The organism is Oceanobacillus sp. FSL K6-0251 (assembly GCF_038004725.1).
GTDB classification, from domain to species: Bacteria; Bacillota; Bacilli; order Bacillales; family Amphibacillaceae; genus Oceanobacillus; species Oceanobacillus oncorhynchi.
Genome location: NZ_JBBORS010000001.1, coordinates 523,775 through 540,378, shown reverse-complemented (window position 1 = coordinate 540,378; position 16,604 = coordinate 523,775). Strand labels below are relative to the sequence as shown.

Annotated in this window: 11 protein-coding genes and 2 pseudogenes; 3 read left to right on the top strand and 10 right to left on the bottom strand. The window is 42.7% G+C overall.

What is annotated here, in order from left to right:
• Nucleotides 1-71: 71 nt before the first annotated feature.
• The 3 genes and pseudogenes from bglA to MKY45_RS02840 form a co-directional block, all read right to left on the bottom strand.
• Nucleotides 72-1,523 carry a 6-phospho-beta-glucosidase BglA gene (bglA, locus tag MKY45_RS02850; RefSeq protein ID WP_193062740.1) on the bottom strand — a complete coding sequence of 484 codons (1,452 nt, stop codon included), beginning with the start codon at nt 1,521-1,523 and terminating at the stop codon, nt 72-74.
• 18 nt (nt 1,524-1,541) lie between these two features.
• Nucleotides 1,542-2,771: pseudogene (locus MKY45_RS02845) on the bottom strand (glucose PTS transporter subunit IIA); the annotation flags it as partial.
• 177 nt (nt 2,772-2,948) lie between these two features.
• A complete protein-coding gene (locus MKY45_RS02840) occupies nt 2,949-4,532 on the bottom strand; it encodes a zinc ribbon domain-containing protein (RefSeq protein ID WP_341172458.1) in 1,584 nt (527 codons plus the stop codon).
• Between the two features lie 206 nt (nt 4,533-4,738).
• On the opposite strand from MKY45_RS02840, the pseudogene MKY45_RS02835 reads away from it, so the two are divergent.
• Nucleotides 4,739-4,945 (top strand): annotated as a pseudogene (locus MKY45_RS02835) (UTRA domain-containing protein); the annotation flags it as partial.
• 112 nt (nt 4,946-5,057) lie between these two features.
• On the opposite strand, the gene MKY45_RS02830 reads toward MKY45_RS02835, so the two are convergent.
• From MKY45_RS02830 to MKY45_RS02820, 3 genes are all read right to left on the bottom strand, one after another.
• Complete coding sequence (locus tag MKY45_RS02830) at nt 5,058-6,782, bottom strand: class I adenylate-forming enzyme family protein (RefSeq protein ID WP_193062736.1); 1,725 nt, start codon at nt 6,780-6,782, stop codon at nt 5,058-5,060.
• 42 nt (nt 6,783-6,824) lie between these two features.
• Complete coding sequence (locus MKY45_RS02825) at nt 6,825-8,090, bottom strand: beta-ketoacyl-[acyl-carrier-protein] synthase family protein (protein WP_193062734.1); 1,266 nt, start codon at nt 8,088-8,090, stop codon at nt 6,825-6,827.
• Between the two features lie 285 nt (nt 8,091-8,375).
• On the bottom strand, nt 8,376-8,972 hold the full coding sequence (locus MKY45_RS02820; RefSeq protein WP_042531497.1) for a DNA-3-methyladenine glycosylase: 597 nt from the start codon (nt 8,970-8,972) through the stop codon (nt 8,376-8,378).
• Between the two features lie 216 nt (nt 8,973-9,188).
• On the opposite strand from MKY45_RS02820, the gene MKY45_RS02815 reads away from it, so the two are divergent.
• Entirely contained in the window at nt 9,189-10,340 is a 1,152-nt protein-coding gene (locus MKY45_RS02815; RefSeq protein ID WP_193062732.1) for an acyl-CoA dehydrogenase family protein, read from the top strand.
• Between the two features lie 66 nt (nt 10,341-10,406).
• Here MKY45_RS02815 and MKY45_RS02810 read toward each other — a convergent pair whose 3' ends face one another.
• The gene (locus MKY45_RS02810) at nt 10,407-11,624 is read right to left on the bottom strand and encodes an MFS transporter (RefSeq protein WP_193062730.1); all 1,218 of its coding nucleotides are present in this window, start codon (nt 11,622-11,624) and stop codon (nt 10,407-10,409) included.
• A 20-nt stretch (nt 11,625-11,644) separates the two neighbouring features.
• Nucleotides 11,645-12,688 carry an ArsR/SmtB family transcription factor gene (locus tag MKY45_RS02805; RefSeq protein WP_042531493.1) on the bottom strand — a complete coding sequence of 348 codons (1,044 nt, stop codon included), beginning with the start codon at nt 12,686-12,688 and terminating at the stop codon, nt 11,645-11,647.
• 340 nt (nt 12,689-13,028) lie between these two features.
• Between MKY45_RS02805 and MKY45_RS02800 the strand changes: the two genes are divergently transcribed.
• The gene (locus tag MKY45_RS02800; protein WP_341173462.1) at nt 13,029-13,895 is read left to right on the top strand and encodes an SDR family oxidoreductase; all 867 of its coding nucleotides are present in this window, start codon (nt 13,029-13,031) and stop codon (nt 13,893-13,895) included.
• A gap of 51 nt (nt 13,896-13,946) precedes the next feature.
• On the opposite strand, the gene MKY45_RS02795 is transcribed toward MKY45_RS02800, so the two are convergent.
• Together MKY45_RS02795 and MKY45_RS02790 are read right to left on the bottom strand one after the other, a co-directional pair.
• Nucleotides 13,947-14,111: a hypothetical protein gene (locus MKY45_RS02795; protein WP_193062728.1), complete on the bottom strand. Its 165-nt coding sequence runs from the start codon at nt 14,109-14,111 to the stop codon at nt 13,947-13,949.
• 3 nt (nt 14,112-14,114) lie between these two features.
• Nucleotides 14,115-16,541 (bottom strand): heavy metal translocating P-type ATPase, encoded by a 2,427-nt coding sequence (locus MKY45_RS02790; protein WP_341172457.1) that lies wholly within the window; start codon nt 16,539-16,541, stop codon nt 14,115-14,117.
• Nucleotides 16,542-16,604 lie beyond the last annotated feature (63 nt).

Below are 16,604 nucleotides of genomic sequence, written 5' to 3'. Positions count from 1 at the left end.
ATTACAACAGAAAAAAGGACTTTCCTAACCCATCAAGTTAAGTAAGCCCCTTTTTTCGTCACTATATCATTTTATCTTTCGTAATGTAAGTCTTCCCCATTTGATTGAATTACTTTCTTATACCAATCAAATGAATCTTTCTTCGAGCGTTTCATGGTTCCATTACCTTCGTTATCCCGGTCTACATAAATCATGCCGTAGCGTTTCTTCATTTCCCCGGTTGTAAAGGATACAATGTCCATAATTCCCCAAGGAGTATAGCCGATTAAGTCTACGCCATCCTCATTCACAGCCGCTTTTAAAGCTTCGATATGAGCGCCAAGATAATTGATTCTTGCTTCGTCATGAATGGATCCATCTTCTTCGACTGTATCAACCGCTCCAAATCCATTTTCCACAATAAACATCGGCAGCTGATAGCGGTCATAAAAGCGATTCAGCGTGTAACGCAAGCCTGTCGGATCAATTGCCCAGCCCCAGTCGCTGGATTGAATATATGGATTATCAACCCCATGTGGCAGGCCGCCATCCGTTTTTTCTGCAGACTCGTCCGGTTCCACCTCACTGCTTACGGTTGTAGACATGTAATAGCTGAAGCCTAGGTAGTCGACTTTTCCGTTTAAGAGAATCTCATCGTCTCCTTCTTCCATGACAATATTGTAGCCTTTACGTTCGAATTCTTTTAATGCATAGCTTGGATAATATCCGCGCACCTGTACATCCGGGAAGAAATAGCGGTCGCGCATATATTCTTCGGCAAGCATGATATCCTCTGGATTCGAAGTAGATGGATAGATTGGCACGTGAGAAACCATCGCTCCAATTTCAAACGCCGGGTTGATTTCCTTTCCTTTTGCAACAGCCAATGCACTTGCTACCAGCTCATGGTGCGCAGTCTGATACATCACTTCCTTTGCATTTTCCCCTTCTTTTAACAGGACACCTGAATTTGTCCAGAGGAACAGCGGGTTACGGACATCCATTTTATTATTGATTTCATTAAAGGTCATCCAATATTTCACCTTGTTTTTATAACGTTCAAACACAACCTCCGCAAACTTCACAAAACAATCGACCACTTTTCTGCTGCGAAAACCGCCGTATTCGCGCGCTAAGTGCAATGGCATTTCAAAGTGAGATAAGGTGATTACCGGCTCAATACCGTATTTCATAAGCTCGTCAAACACATCGTCATAAAATTGCAGTCCTTCTTCGTTTGGCTCCGCCTCGTCCCCTTTTGGAAAAATGCGGGACCAGCCAATCGATGTACGCAAGCATTTCAGACCCATTTCTGCAAATAACGCAATGTCCTCTTTGTAGTGATGGTAAAAATCCACCGCTTCATGATTTGGATAAAATTCGTCCGTCTCTACCTTATCCGTAATTCTTCTTGGCACACCATTGGCACCAGCAGTCAGTACATCCACTACGCTTGGTCCTTTTCCGCCTTCATTCCAGCCGCCTTCAAATTGATGGGCAGCAAAAGCACCGCCCCATAAGAAATCCTTTGATAATTCACTCATTGTTCTTCCTCCTTCGTTTTATTTAACAACACTAATTAGTCTTTCGCCTGTATTTATTTCTGCTGTACCTTCTACAATCGCTTCCTCATATTCTCCTATATTCGTAATAATAACAGGAGTTATCGTCGGCAGTCCTTTTTCACGGATCATGTCTTGATTAAATGTTATTAACTTATCGCCTTGCTGGACATTTTGCCCATCTTCCACATGAACTGTAAAAGGCTCCCCGTTTAATTCCACTGTCTCCGAACCGACGTGAATCAATAATTCCACACCGCTGTTCGTACGCACTCCAACCGCATGCTTGGAAGGGGCAATGAAAACAATCTTGCCGTCAGCCGGAGAGACCACTTCATTGCTGGATGGTTCTACAGCGACCCCTTGTCCCATAGCACCAGCCCTGAATACGTCATCTGGAACCTCGGATAACGCCATTAGCTTTCCACTTAACGGAGCCGCAATTTCTTCTTCATTTGGAACAGTGTTTTCTGATCCATCTTTCTTTTCAGACTCTCCTTGATCAGAGGCAAGTGCTTCATCTGCTTGTTTTGCTGTATCTTCACCATAACCCAGAATCTGCGTCAACACAATTGGCAGAACAATAGCAATCGCAGCCCCAATCAAAATCCCCCAGATAGACATTGGATATTCGCTGTTAATTGCGTTTACCATTGTTATCGGGCTCGGCAGACCTGCATAAGCGAAATAGCTTGGTCTGAAGAAGCTCGCTACAATCGCGCCAATCGCTCCGGAAATACATCCGTAAATAAATGGGCTCTTAAATCGCAACGTCACCCCGTAAATGGCTGGTTCCGTAATCCCGAATATACCGGTGATCCCTGCTGAGGTACTCACCTTTTTGGTTTCGCTGTTTTTCGTTTTAAGCAGCACACCAATAACAGCTCCGACCTGCGCTACAACGGCGATCGTTTGATAGACCTGGAAAGAATCCATTCCATATTGTTCAAAGTTGAAAAGTACCATTGGCGTAACGCCCCAATGCACTCCGAAAATAACAATAATCTGCCAAAACCCGCCGATGATGGCAGCTGCAAGTGCAGGGAATACATCAACCAGATAATTATATCCGTCCGCAATCGCATTTGCGCCGCCTGTTGTTATTGGTCCGATCACTAGAAGAATGAGCGGTACCATAATCAAAATACTAAAGAACGGTACAAACAAGGGACGAATGACTTCTGGAATTTTCTTGTTCAAGAATTTTTCCACATAGGATAATATCCAAAGTGAACCTCCGGGCATTGAAATACCAGGCATCTTCTGATTACTCAAGAAAGTCGTTCATAAACAGCATCACAAACTTCCCCGATCGTCATACAGATGCATCTTCGGCCAGCGGATAACAAATACGTTATCATCAATCTCGAAGCTTTTCCCCGAATGAAAGGTAAGAGGTTCATTTGGCTATACGAATTGAACCTTTTTCATATAGCTGCAGTGACGTTTATATAATAATTCGCGAAGTTCCTTGTGCCGCTTTTTAGTGTTATTTTTATATTTTTCTACGATAGCAGTAATTTCCGTATCCAAAGCACGGTTTTTTATGACTACGGAAGCGTTATAATCCGCATCAGCCTTATACTTGCACACGGTACAAGTAAAAGTTTTGCCTTTACGATTATCCTCGTCAACATGATGACACTTCCCGCACATTTTCGACGTGTAGGCAGGATCTACTGTTTTATAATGGTAGCCATGCCAATCCAGTTTTGCGGTTATTTTTCGCATCAGTTTCCCGCGAATCCAAAAGCTGTCCCGTTTATTCGCTTTCTTGCCCCGATCAAACTTCACAATATCCAGATCTTCAAATACAGGTAAATAACTGTTCGTTGTGATTTCTTCAAATAGACGTTTGACAGCTTGGCTTATCTCGTAATCTACAACCGCATGATAGCGCCTGCGCTCTTTTTGGAGCGACTTTTTACCGTTTAAATTATCGGCTATGTGTTTGATTTTTTTTCGTAATAGTTCTTTTTCAAACTGGTTATCCGTTTTCTTTAATTGTTTTTGATACGCTCTTAATTTATTCCTTAACGAAGAACGGTTGCCCAACTTTTTCTCAAGCGATCCCTCATATACATGGACCATCCCGGAAAAAGAGCCATATTTGGTGTGATTACTGGTGTAAAATAAATCCGTGATTCCTTGATCGATTCCCAGCAGCTCCTCTTGTGCTCTTTTGTTCACCTTTTTCGTGAAAGGGATCCCGATTTTAACTTTTCCATTCACAACTTTGGCAGTCATGGAGCCATTTTTATATTGATTTAATCTCCTTAAACTGTTTTCACTAGTGCTGACTGGTATTTCCACATACTTTTTTTCGTTTAGCAATTTTAAGGATACAACAAAATCTTCTGTCGTAGAATGGGATTTCTCGATTTTAGAAACTCTCGAATCCAATTGTAGTGTAGCCTTATGGACAAAGGGAAGTTTCCAATGATCCAGTTTATCGTAGAATAACGCACGGATGTATTCCCTTTTTGAAGTGCGTTGTTCTTCCGTTAACCTAGATAATATCATGTATGCGTTTTCATAAGTTTTTGCAGCTTGCTTATTTTTGGTGCTTTGCTGCAATGCCCTTAATACAGCTAATTCATTTTCATCCTGAACAGAAGCATTCAAAAGAGATATGAACGATACATAAGGAATTATACCTTTATCATGGTGGAAAATATACCCATATAAATTATTTTTAATTTGCATGAAATGATTATGAAGCAGGCTAACTGCCTGATCAATCGCATTTTGACCATAAGCAGATCCTAATTGATGTGTGTGTCTTACACTTTTTTCAAGTGCACGAATCTTGGGGGCTTGTTTGTTATTATTCATTAAGTCAAGGTAGTACTTGCTGTCATTAGCCATTTCTTTGATAAATCTATTCATCAAATTTGTATAGGCTTGTTCTGTTTCTATCAAACGTTCCAATTTGTTCTTGGTTGGCTTTCCGAATAGAAATACAGATTTTTTCCGATCATTTTTCCCCAAATATGATCACCCTTTCAATTTTTGGTTGTCCATGTATTTCTTAAAAGGATTATCCCATTAGCTCAGAATAAGTTAGCCATATGAAACACCTTCAGCGAACTTTTGTTCGCAATTTAATTATATCAAACATTAGTTCGTTTGGGAAGCCATGCCATAACTTTCCTTCCATAATTGTTCCATTACTCAGGGAATTACATAAATAACATGGTCTAAAAGTTGGATTCTCTGATATGTATATGCAAACTGGCAAATTGACTGAACAGGAAGCAAGTTATTTGAAATTAAAGAACGGTGAACCTAAGCTCACGATGGAAAGCATCTTCTACCTGACAAATGGAATACCCTTCGATTACTCCAAGGTTACTTACAATTACAATCAATCGCAATTTTTTATTTTAGGTACAGGAATTTAATTCCTTTAGCACATCAAATAAACCTGCTCAAAGCTGTTTTAACAGGTTTCGCAGCAGGTTTATTTCATCCCAGTTTCATGAACAGTAAACCCCGCCATATCGGGATTTCACGTTATTTCTTCCGTTTTTCTTCCGCTATATCCTGCAGTTTAAATTTCTGTATCTTACCTGTTCCCGTCAGCGGCCAATCCGCCGCTTCTACAAACCAGATATAACGCGGGACTTTAAATCGTGCTACATGCTCCCGGCACAGCTTTCGGATTTCCTGCTTCGTGCACGTTTCGCCTTGTTTTAATTCCACAAACGCGGCACCGGTTTCTGTTGTTAATTGATCCGGCACGCCGACGATATAAACTTGATTTACTGCCGGGTGCATGGAAATCACATCCTCTACCTCTTTGGGAGCTACGGTTTCTCCAGATACTTTATACAGATCCTTACTTCTTCCTAACAGCCGAATATAACCTTGTTCATCAATCGTCCCCAGGTCTCCGCTGCGGATATATCCGTCCTCATCCTTGGCAAAAGCTGTCTCTTCCGGCTTTTTATAATACCCTTCTGTTACCACATTTCCCCGCACCGCTAACTCGCCGGCAGAACCGCTTGGCAGTGTTTCTCTTGTATCGGGATCAATCACTTTGTACGTGACACTTTTATCTCCAAACTCCGGATGAGCAGCAGATCCTGCTGTTTTTACTTTCCCGACTGTGGTAGAGATAATCTCCAACGGGGCTCCAATTTCAGTCAGCATCGTAGTAGAGCCCGCTTCTGTCGCGCCACAGCCTGTACCAATTTCGGTCACTTCTAATTCATCTACTGCTCTTTTCCATAACGGGACCGGCGAAGGAGCGGCACAGCATAATAGCGCATAAAGAGACTTTAGATTGGTATGCTTTACTTCCGGACGATTTAATAAGGCAACAAGCATCGATGGAACAGCCAGAAAATCATGAACCTGGTATTTCTCCATCAGCTCCAGTGACTGAAGCGGCTGAAACGCATGACAGGTCACCATCCCTCCTCCTACAAAGGAAGCGGCAAACAAGCCTTCCTGCAGAAAGTAAACATGGTACATCGGCAGCGGAGCATAAATACGTCTTCCTACCTCATATCCTCTGGTTAAGCACGTTGCAAAACCAGAACGGAGCAGCATATCATCCGTCAGCATCACGCCCTTCGGCAAGCCTGTAGAGCCGGAGGTATAAATAATAGCTGCAGTTGTGTCTGGATTATCTGTTTCCTTCCAGCGTTTGTTTAACGCCGTCTCTTCCACTGCTCGTGCACCTTGTAAAAATACTTCCCATGTCATATAGATTTCCGGTACATCTGCTTCTTTGTTGGGAATACAAACTGCTTTAGTAAAAGGGCTCTCTGCATCCGCTTGGAGTTCAGAAACAATATTCTTTAACCCTTCGGCATGATGCTGTTTTCCAGCGTATTGATGCGTAATCAGCCAATTGGTATCGGATTGACGCAGCATATAGGTCAATTCTTCCTTTTGCAGCTGCGTATTCAGCGGGACCATCACTGCTCCTGCCATCGAGGAAGCTACAAATAATGCGACGTATTCCGGTTCATTTTCCATTAAAACTGCGATATGGTCCCCCGGCTTAACGCCTAAATGCAGCATTGCCTTTGTATATTCACGTGCCCGCTCCCACGTTTCCCCATAAGTTACAGCCTGATTCGGCATCATAATCAAAGGATTATCGCTATATTGCTGGCACTGCTTATGAAAATGCGTCGCAATCGTCCGCTTCTCCCAGCTTGGATACATCTTTTCCAGTGCAGCCTGCCGCTCCACTACACTTCCATGGCCTTGCCGTTCTTCTAGCATTCTTATCTCTCCATTTCATTATTCGTTTCCTCTTTTGCCCGATTAACCTTGAGGTGCCTGCCAAATCACAATTCCATTTTGTCCGCCAAAGCCAAAGGAATTGCTCATTGCTGTCTGGATTTGCTGCTTGCGACTTACATTTGGAACAATATCCAGCGGAGCCGCTTCGTCCCTATTTTCTGAATGAAGGGTTGCCGGCAATATTCCCGTCTCTATTGCCTTAATCGATGCAATGCTTTCAATGGCTCCAGCCGCTCCTAATAAATGCCCGACGCTGCCTTTAATGGAGCTGACCGGCATGTTATCCAAATTCTCTCCAAATATCATCTTTAATGCTTTCGTCTCTGCAATATCTCCAGCCGGAGTCGACGTTGCGTGCGCATTAATATAGTCAACCTCCTCCGGTTTTAACTGTGCGGAACGGAGCGCCCGCTCGATTGCCAAAGCGGCGCTTGTTCCTTCCGGGTCAGGAGAGGTGTCATGATACGCATCATTCGAAGCTCCATATCCTTTTAACGTTGCGTATATATGCGCTCCTCTTGCTTTGGCACGCTCCAGCGGTTCCAGAACAAATAAACCTGCTCCTTCTCCCATAACCATTCCTGTCCTCGCTGCATCAAACGGCCGGGACCATGTGGAAATATCTTCCGGACCTTTTGCTGCCAATGCGCCCGCATCACCTAAACCGGATAAAAAGACATTCGACCATAAGCTATCCACGCCTCCAGCAAGAATATAATCCACATCATCACGGAAAAACCAGTAAGCAGATTCTCCGATAGCATTAGCCGAAGCAGCACATGCAGTGACATATGTATTCGACGGACCGCGGAATCCGTATTGAATCGAAATCGTACTTGCCGCTGCATTCGGAATCGATTTAGAAATCATACGCGGTCCGACTCTTTTTGCTTTACCCGTCGCTAATTTTTCAGACGCCTGCTCCAACGACTGAATCCCGCCAAAAGCTGTTCCAATCGCTGTTCCGAATCGATTTCGGTCTACCCCATCTATGAAGGATTCTCCATCATTTTTTAACAATCCGGCATCCTTTAATGCTTCATCTGCTGTTATCAAAGCCAGCTGGGTGAAATAATCCGTATTTCGGATAATCTTTTTAGATAGAAAATCAGACACTTCAAAATCAGGTACACGAGCTCCTGCTTTTGTCCACTTTCGTATATTTTCATCGGTTATTTCCCTTACCGCAGAATGATTCGCAATTAAATTATCCCAAAACGCGGGTACTCCCATGCCAAATGGCGAGACAGCGCCCATCCCCGTTACTGCAATGTCTATCTGTTTCATGCCGCATGCTCCTCTGCATATTTTTTAGACCAAATCTTCCCCTGTGTACATTCTCTATTATAAACATGACCAGCCTACCATTTTAAGCTGCCATATCCTATTCAAAACCTAGTATTATTATAATGTAAGTATATATTTTCCTCAAACCATCCATTCCCAGATTTGTTTAGACTATCAGGTTATCTGTTTTTATTTTCTTACTATAATAAATTGAATTTAATATTAATAGCTACCGCTACATAAAAATTCCCGTTATCGTACAAATGATAACGGGAATTTTAAGGGTTATTTAGAAACAAATTTATTGCCGGCTACCCAAAAGCGATAGGGATAATCTCTGGCCTCTCCAGAATTATCAATACCAATCCGCGGACCGCGATTTATTTTCTCCGGCTTTTTTCCTTCCGCAATAAACAGCGGCGGCTCCTTGAGAGACCGTCCATAATCTCTCATATTAATATCTAAAGCCTGCGATAGTTTGCCCGGCCCGCTTGTTAGATTTTGAAATTTTTTCACTGGACGGCGGGCCATCATCAGATCGATTCCTGTATAAGGCTCCACTGCCCGAATTAATACGCTTTCCGGTACTTCCTTCTCCGCACTGACCACATTAATTAAGCAATGATTATGAATGAGATGCGTATAGGTCATTCCAGCCTCTGCATAGAGAATCTCTGTCCGTTTCGTTCGCCGATTTCCAAATCCATGCGCTGCTCTGTCAGCATTTCCCAGATATGCTTCCGTTTCTACAATATATCCAGCGCTTGTTCCTTCCTCCGTTTGCTTTACTAAAATGCATCCAAGCAATTCTTCTGCTAACTGTAAGGTCGGATACTGATAAAATGCGTCTGGTAATGGGGTTAGATTAGGATCTTGTTTCATCGTATACACTCCTCGTTCTTATATCTCCTCTATAAGTTTACCCCATTTTAGTTAATTGTTAAGCATTCCCCTTTAAATAACTCCACCGTGCCTCTTACGGCGCAAAATATATTTCGGCCCATTCAAGATAATTGAACTATTCTGCAAACAATGAAATAATATAAATAAAACAAATCTGATGAATATACTTTGTCTTTTTCAAGGAGGAATACTGGTATGAGTTCTATAACAGCCCTAAAAACAAAAGAGGAGCGGGTCCAGCTTTTATCCAAAACAGTGGAGCCCTTTGGTGAACGTGTTCGGGAGCTTCCCGACGGCGCTTTTCCATATGAGAACTTTAAAGACTTGCAAGAAATCGGTTACCCGGCACTCACTGTACCTAAGGAAGATGGCGGAGCGGGTATTCCGCTGGATGAACTGCTTACCTATCAGCAAATAATTGCCCGGGCAGACGGTTCCACTGCATTATCTATCGGCTGGCATATGGGAATCATAAAACATTTAGGGGAAAGCAAGCCCTGGGACGAACAGATGTATACGAAGGTAATCAAGGACGTGGTTGAAAATGGTGCATTATTAAACAATTCCGCAACAGAACCGGCAACTGGAAGCCCGACGCGCGGCGGCAAACCGGAAACAACTGCTGTCAAAAAAGACGGTGGCTGGGTGATTACCGGACGAAAAACCTTTACGACGTTATCGCCAATCTTAACTTACTTTGTCGTTAGTGCTTCTATTGATGGAACAGATGACGTCGGTAACTTCCTGGTAAAGCATGATTTGGAAGGTGTTAACGTAGAAGAAACATGGGATTCGATTGCGATGCGCGGTTCTGGCAGCCATGATCTCGTTTTAGAAGAGGTTCATTTAGAGAAAGAAGATCTCGTTGAAATCATATCCAATCAGAAAAGAAAACCAGCAGGCTGGCTCTTGCATATACCGGCATGCTATCTCGGCATCGCACAGGCTGCTCAAAAAGATGCTGTCGCCTTTGCTACAAGCTATTCACCAAACAGTATCAAAGGGACGATTTCCGAGCTGCCGAATGTGAAACAAAAACTGGGTGATTTAGAGCTTCTTTTACTAGAATCTGAATACTTCCTGCATGCCATTGCAGATAAGTGGGATAAAGGCGATGAAGAAACCAGAAATACAATGGGCCCGGAATTAGGAGCAGTCAAGCTGTCTGTCACCAATAAAGCCGTTCAAGGTGTAGACCTTGCCATGCGTGTTGCCGGCGCGCAAAGCCTCAAGCTGAAAAATAATTTTGAACGCTATTACCGTGATGTCCGCGCCGGATTGCATAATCCGCCGATGGATGATATGACGGTGATGCAATTAGCGGATAAGTCGATACGCGAACTGTAAAGCATTCCAGCTAATAATGAAGGAAGAGCATACAGTAATGGAAGGAAGCTGTATGAAAATCTCGTTTCATACAGCTTCTTTTTCTTTGTCTGCATCTTCATCTATAAATTTAAAATATGGAAGCAAGATTCCCAATAAAGAAGTGGTGCTTATCACCATCCCTATCAATAAATATAATGGCCGGACGCCCCACATGTCACTTAAGTAACCACCGGCCAGGACACCTAATGGCATCATACATCGAATAATTAACAGCCTCACAGAGAATATTTTCCCCATTAAATGATGCGGGATGATTTTTTGGCAGATTGTCGTATTATGTATCGCGAAAACAGCCATAGCTACTCCGCCAATTACCTCTGTCAGAATCCCCAATAGAATGCTTGTATTAAAAAATAGAAATACAAAGGTCAGCCCGCCGATAAACAAAGCGCCGAGCATGAGTTTTCTCCGGCTTTTATACTTTATCTTACCAACCAAAATAGAACCTAAGATAAAACCAACAGGAAAACCGGCCATAAAATAACCGTATGCTGCGTAGCTTCCAGATAACTCCTCTGTTATATAAGGAAGCGTTGTAACCATTGTCACCCCAACACCAAATTGGACAAAGCCAAGAAATATTCCTAACCAGACAATCACCCGTTTTCTAAAAAAGTAAGTGATACCCTCTGTAAATTCCTTTATCCACGGCGCTCTTGTTTTTTGCTGGATTCTCGTCTCTTGGATAAAAAGCAACGTGAAACCGCTTAACAAAAGCAATGTACTTACTAGAACCATCGTAGGCAAGACACCCAGATATTCAATCACGACTCCCCCTAAAAAAGGAGCGGTAAAGGTCATGAGCCGTGCTGTTCCTTCCAGATAGGCGTTCGCTGTTTCCAATTGCCCCTTTGCCACGATGGAAGGCGTGATTGCCTGATTTGCCGGAACATACAGCGGTGTAATTAAGCCAATGATAATCTGCACGAAATAGACATGCCATGGCAAAAGCGAATCTGTCCATAAAGCAAACAGCGGCACAAGAAAGACAAAGCCTCTTGCCATCTGGGAGAATATCAATATCCACTTGCGGCTCCAGCGGTCAATAAACGGACCGATAAATAATTGGAGCACCAAAGAAGGGATAAAATATAACAGCCACATACTCCCAAGGGCGAGGGTCGAGCCGGTTAATTGATAAATCAAAATGGAGTTACAAAAGGTTCCAAAAGCACCGCCTAGCTCTGAAATTCCATTGCCAATCCATATGGACAGAAAAGATCTATTCTTAAAAATGGACATTTCCTTCTGCTTTATCCCCTTCATTTTTCCAGATACCAGTCAAATTCTTTCGCTAAAAGGGAAAATACATTCTTTTTCAAGCAATATTTGGAATCGCGTATTTCTACGATTTTTGCTGCTCTTAATATTTTTAAATGATGGTGAATCGTCGATTTCCCGATATCTAGTCTTTCTGTCATATCCTGCAGCGTCCTTGGATGTTCAGATAATAATTTAACCATTTTCAAGCGTACCTCGTCACCTAATGCTTTATATTTCTGAACGAGAAAATAATCCGGCATATACCGATCGCTTGGAGACACACTTTCATTCGCAACCGGATAATAAAATACTTTGGTTCCTTCGATATCTGCTTCAATATTCCACGGACGATAAATATATTGAGGAATCAATAAGACGGTGTGGACACTGGGTTCAGGTATATAAGTCACCCCGCCGGTCGCCCATTGCACTAGTTCCTCCGAAGACACTTTCTGCTGCCTCTCTTTTTTTGATTGATAATCCTTTTCTAAAATTGCTTCGGTTTCCTGCTGTTTCTCCTTCCCTACTTCTTGATACCAGCTGTTCATTACCTTTGTCAGATGCTTTTTTAAAGATTCCGCTTCACAGGTACTGATAAATTCGATATATGCTGGAAAGAACGGGTTATGTTCTGTAACACGCATCAGCTCTTTGACTGCCTTTGTCTCTCCTTGCGCAGCCTGCTCCCGGTCGGTCTGATAATGACCTCCGACAAAAGGCAGGCAGATAAACTTCAGCTCTGTATCTGTTAAACCTTGTACATATTGCTCGAACGTTTCTAGACTTGAAAATTCCTGCTGATGAAGTATTTGGAGCAATGCTTTCCACGTATTATTTTTTTCAACAAATTCCAATTCCTCCGATAACGCTGCGGAAATAGATTCTCTTATCTGCATCCAATATTCTTTAGGCTTATCTAATGTATCCAGCAGCCGGGTATTTGTTATTGCCGCAATTCCTAACGCACATTCCCACAAAATAGAATAATGGAGCTTGACTTGATACGTTTCTCTTTCTCTGCTTGTTGTTTGCAGAACATCCACTTGATCACTCCTCGTATGTTATTTATTTTAGTTTAACACATATTCTATAAATATAGAATTTAATATTTTATATTTATGAAATGTATTACATCATCATATAGTGCTATCACGAAGAGCTTTGATTGTATAAAAGATGATATGAGTTAAAGAGAAAAGAATACTCCTGCTCCGCGCTCTCTAGAATCAGCTCTCTTCTAATTTGATACAATTAAAATTTTAAAAACTTGCAGCTTCTATTCATCTCTTTGATATGCCTTTCAAATTAAAAGGTTTATAAAACGCTCGTAAGTGGAAAAATGTTGATACATACTTGGAAACTGAAAAAAGGGAGGAACGTATGATGAAACCGACAGAAATGCAAAAAGGCAGTACACCAAGACAAACACAAGATAAGCAGCCGGGAATTGAATCGAAAATGAACCCGCTCCCGCATCAGCCAACAGATTATACAGGTACAGATAAACTAAGAGGAAAACATGCGCTGATCACCGGCGGTGACAGCGGAATTGGCCGTGCTGTTGCTATTTTATACGCGAAAGAGGGAGCAAATGTTGCCATCTCTTATTTAGATGAGCACGGAGATGCAGAGGAAACGAAAAAGCTAGTCGAAGCAGAGGGCGTCCAATGTCTCCTTCTTCCTGGAGATATCAAAGAAGAAGCTCATTGTATTGATTTAGTCCAAAAAACAGTAGAAGCATTTGGCGGCATCAATATTTTAGTCAATAATGCTGCCATCCAATTTGACCAGGAAAATGTAGAAGATATTCCTTCTGAACAGTTTGAAGAAGTATTCCGCGTGAATTTCTTCTCGCAATTTTATCTGACGAAAGCAGCTGTTCCGCATATGGGACAAGGAGATTCAATCATTAATACCTCTTCCATCAATGCCTATAAAGGAAATGCTACATTAATGGACTATTCGGCAACCAAAGGGGCGATTACTGCTTTCACTAGAAGTATTGCACAAAGTCTTGCTAAAAAAGGAATTCGAGCGAATACCGTCGCTCCTGGACCTGTATGGACACCGTTGATTCCATCTTCATTTGACGAAAAGAAAGTGGAACAATTTGGACAAGATTCTTTAATGGGACGGCCCGGTCAGCCATCAGAGCATGCTTGGCCTTATGTGATGCTTGCCTCCAAGGAAGCTTCTTATATGACTGGACAAGCTATTCATATTAACGGAGGAAGCTGGACATCTTCCTAATAAAAAAACAGCCTGTATTCTCGATAAAAGAATACAGGCTGTTATCTATTTCTATATAAAATCAGTTGAATTTACTTCTACAACTTGTGCTGCTGCATGATCATGAGGCTCTAAATCATTGCTTTCAAATGGATTATCCCCTGTGATCACACCATATGCAATAACTACAGCACATACATAAATAATCCCGATACTTACCCATTTTTTAATCGACATCGATTACGCCTCCCTTTTCAGCTTCAAGCGCTGAAGTCTGAGTGCATTGAGCACGACGGATACGGAGCTGCACGCCATCGCTGCGCCAGCAACCCATGGGGCTAACAGTCCAATCGCAGCAACTGGAATAGATGCAGAATTATAGGCAAAGGCGAAAAATAGATTTTGCTTGATATTCCGCATTGTTTTGGCGCTTAGCTCAATACTGTCAGCCACACTGTGTAAATCACCGCGCATCAGTGTCACATCTGCTGCTTCTATGGCGACATCGGTTCCTGTACCAATTGCCATTCCAATATCTGCAATTGCCAAGGCGGGAGCATCGTTAATGCCGTCGCCTACCATTGCTACTTTCTTGCCTTCCTGCTGCAGACGTTTAATTTCATCTGCTTTTTGACCTGGCAAGACCTCTGCAATGACACGATCGACACCAACCTCTTTGGCAATGGCCTGCGCTGTTCTTTCATTATCTCCAGTAAGCAGGATGACTTCCAAGTTTTGTTCATGCAAACGTTCAATTGCTTCTTTCGATGTTTCTTTTACTGTATCGGCAACAGCAACCATTCCTGCCAGTGCACCTCTATAACCGATAAGCATTGCCGTTTTTCCTGCTGCTTCAAGCTCCGTCATTTTTTCTTCGATGGAACCAATTTCGATATTTTGCTGCTTCATCAATTTTCGTGTACCAATATAGAGAGGCTCCCCCTCCCAGGTTACTTGAATACCTGCTCCGGGCACCGATTCAAAATCTGTTGTTTCGATTAAATCAATATGCTCTTCTTCTGCACCTTTCACAATGGCTTCTGCGAGCGGATGCTCCGAATGCTTCTCAGCAGAAGCTGCCATTTTTAACAGCTCCTCCTTGGTAATATCTCCTTGAGGAACAACATCTGTCAAAGCAGGCTCTCCTTTGGTGACGGTTCCTGTTTTATCCAGTACAATTGTTTCAATCATACGTGTATTTTCTAGATACTCTCCGCCTTTAAACAGAACGCCTAATTCCGCAGCTCTGCCTGATCCGGCCATAACCGATGTCGGCGTCGCCAGCCCAAGTGCACAGGGACAAGCAATAACCAGGACCGTAATTGCAGGAACTAAAGCTGCGCGTAAATCTCCTGGAGCAACCAAGAAATACCAGCCAAGGAATGTCACAACCGCAATACTGACAACTACAGGAACAAAGATTCCAGATACACGGTCTGCTACTCGCTGAATATCCGCTTTGCTTCCCTGCGCTTCCTCTACAACTTTTACAATTTGCGCAAGTGCGGTATCCTTTCCAATTTTCGTGGCCTCGATTGTCAGCATGCCATTTTTATTGATGGTAGAGCCAATTGCCGTATCCCCAATATTTTTATCGATTGGAATACTTTCCCCGGTAATCATTGACTCATCCACAGCTGATTTGCCTTTGACAATCGCGCCATCAACCGGTATTTTCTCTCCTGGACGGACGATAACCTGATCGCCGACAGCTACTTCTTCAATGGCAATTTCCAGCTCTTCCCCGTCACGGATAACACGGGCTGTTTTCGCCTGCATATCTAACAGCTTTTTAATTGCCTGACCGGTACGTCCCTTTGCACGAACCTCGAATAATTTCCCAAGCAGAACTAACGTAATAATCACCGCAGCAGCTTCGAAATAAAGTTCAGGCATGCCAGCTGCGCCATGAATCTGCCACTCTATTCCGAGAAAAATACTATAGAGATAGGCTACCGATGTTCCTAGAGCAACGAGTACATCCATATTCGCGCTTTTATTTCTTAATGCTTTATAAGCTCCTACATAAAACTGCTTCCCTGCAATAAACTGCACGGGAGTGGCCAGCGCTAATTGCACCCATGGATTCATCAGCATATCCGGTGAATAAATAAACGATGTAAAGGAAAAATGCGTCACCATCGTCCATAATAACGGGAGCGTCAAAATAGCGGAGAAGATAAATTTTCCGGTCTGATGACGAATCTCCTCTTCTTTCCGATTTGATGTCTCTTCCTTGGATACCTGAGGTTTAAGGGAATATCCGAGCTTCTTCACAACCTCCATCATATCCTGGGACGTTACTTGATCTTCATTATATTCAACCGCCACATTTTCCAATGCGAAATTGACATTGGCTTCTGTCACGCCATCCATTTTATTTAAACGTTTCTCAATCCGATTCGCACATGCTGCACAGGTCATGCCCTCTACATCAAAGGTCTGCTTGTCATGCTGGACATGATAGCCCAGCTGTTCGATTTTCTTCTCAAAATCCGCTACCGATGTCTGCTCTGGATTATAGTGTATCGTCGATTTTTCAATTGCAAAATTAACATTGGCATCTTCTACACCGTCTACCCGCTTCAAGCCTTTTTCAATTCGGGTAGCACAAGCCGCACAGGTCATTCCTTCAATAGGCAATGTGACTTCTTTTTTAGCTTCCACCCAAACCACCTCCCATACCTATGCAGGGTATGTAATTATTTATAAAGGAGATCGCGCGAAACC

What these genes read in the sequence shown, in the direction of transcription:
- bglA (WP_193062740.1), bottom strand. Translation starts at nt 1,523, where the DNA reads ATGAGTGAATTATCAAAGGATTTCTTATGGGGCGGTGCTTTTGCTGCC.
- MKY45_RS02830 (WP_193062736.1), bottom strand. Translation starts at nt 6,782, where the DNA reads ATGCTAGAAGAACGGCAAGGCCATGGAAGTGTAGTGGAGCGGCAGGCT.
- MKY45_RS02825 (WP_193062734.1), bottom strand. Translation starts at nt 8,090, where the DNA reads ATGAAACAGATAGACATTGCAGTAACGGGGATGGGCGCTGTCTCGCCA.
- MKY45_RS02820 (WP_042531497.1), bottom strand. Translation starts at nt 8,972, where the DNA reads ATGAAACAAGATCCTAATCTAACCCCATTACCAGACGCATTTTATCAG.
- MKY45_RS02815 (WP_193062732.1), top strand. Translation starts at nt 9,189, where the DNA reads ATGAGTTCTATAACAGCCCTAAAAACAAAAGAGGAGCGGGTCCAGCTT.
- MKY45_RS02810 (WP_193062730.1), bottom strand. Translation starts at nt 11,624, where the DNA reads ATGTCCATTTTTAAGAATAGATCTTTTCTGTCCATATGGATTGGCAAT.
- MKY45_RS02800 (WP_341173462.1), top strand. Translation starts at nt 13,029, where the DNA reads ATGAAACCGACAGAAATGCAAAAAGGCAGTACACCAAGACAAACACAA.
- MKY45_RS02795 (WP_193062728.1), bottom strand. Translation starts at nt 14,111, where the DNA reads ATGTCGATTAAAAAATGGGTAAGTATCGGGATTATTTATGTATGTGCT.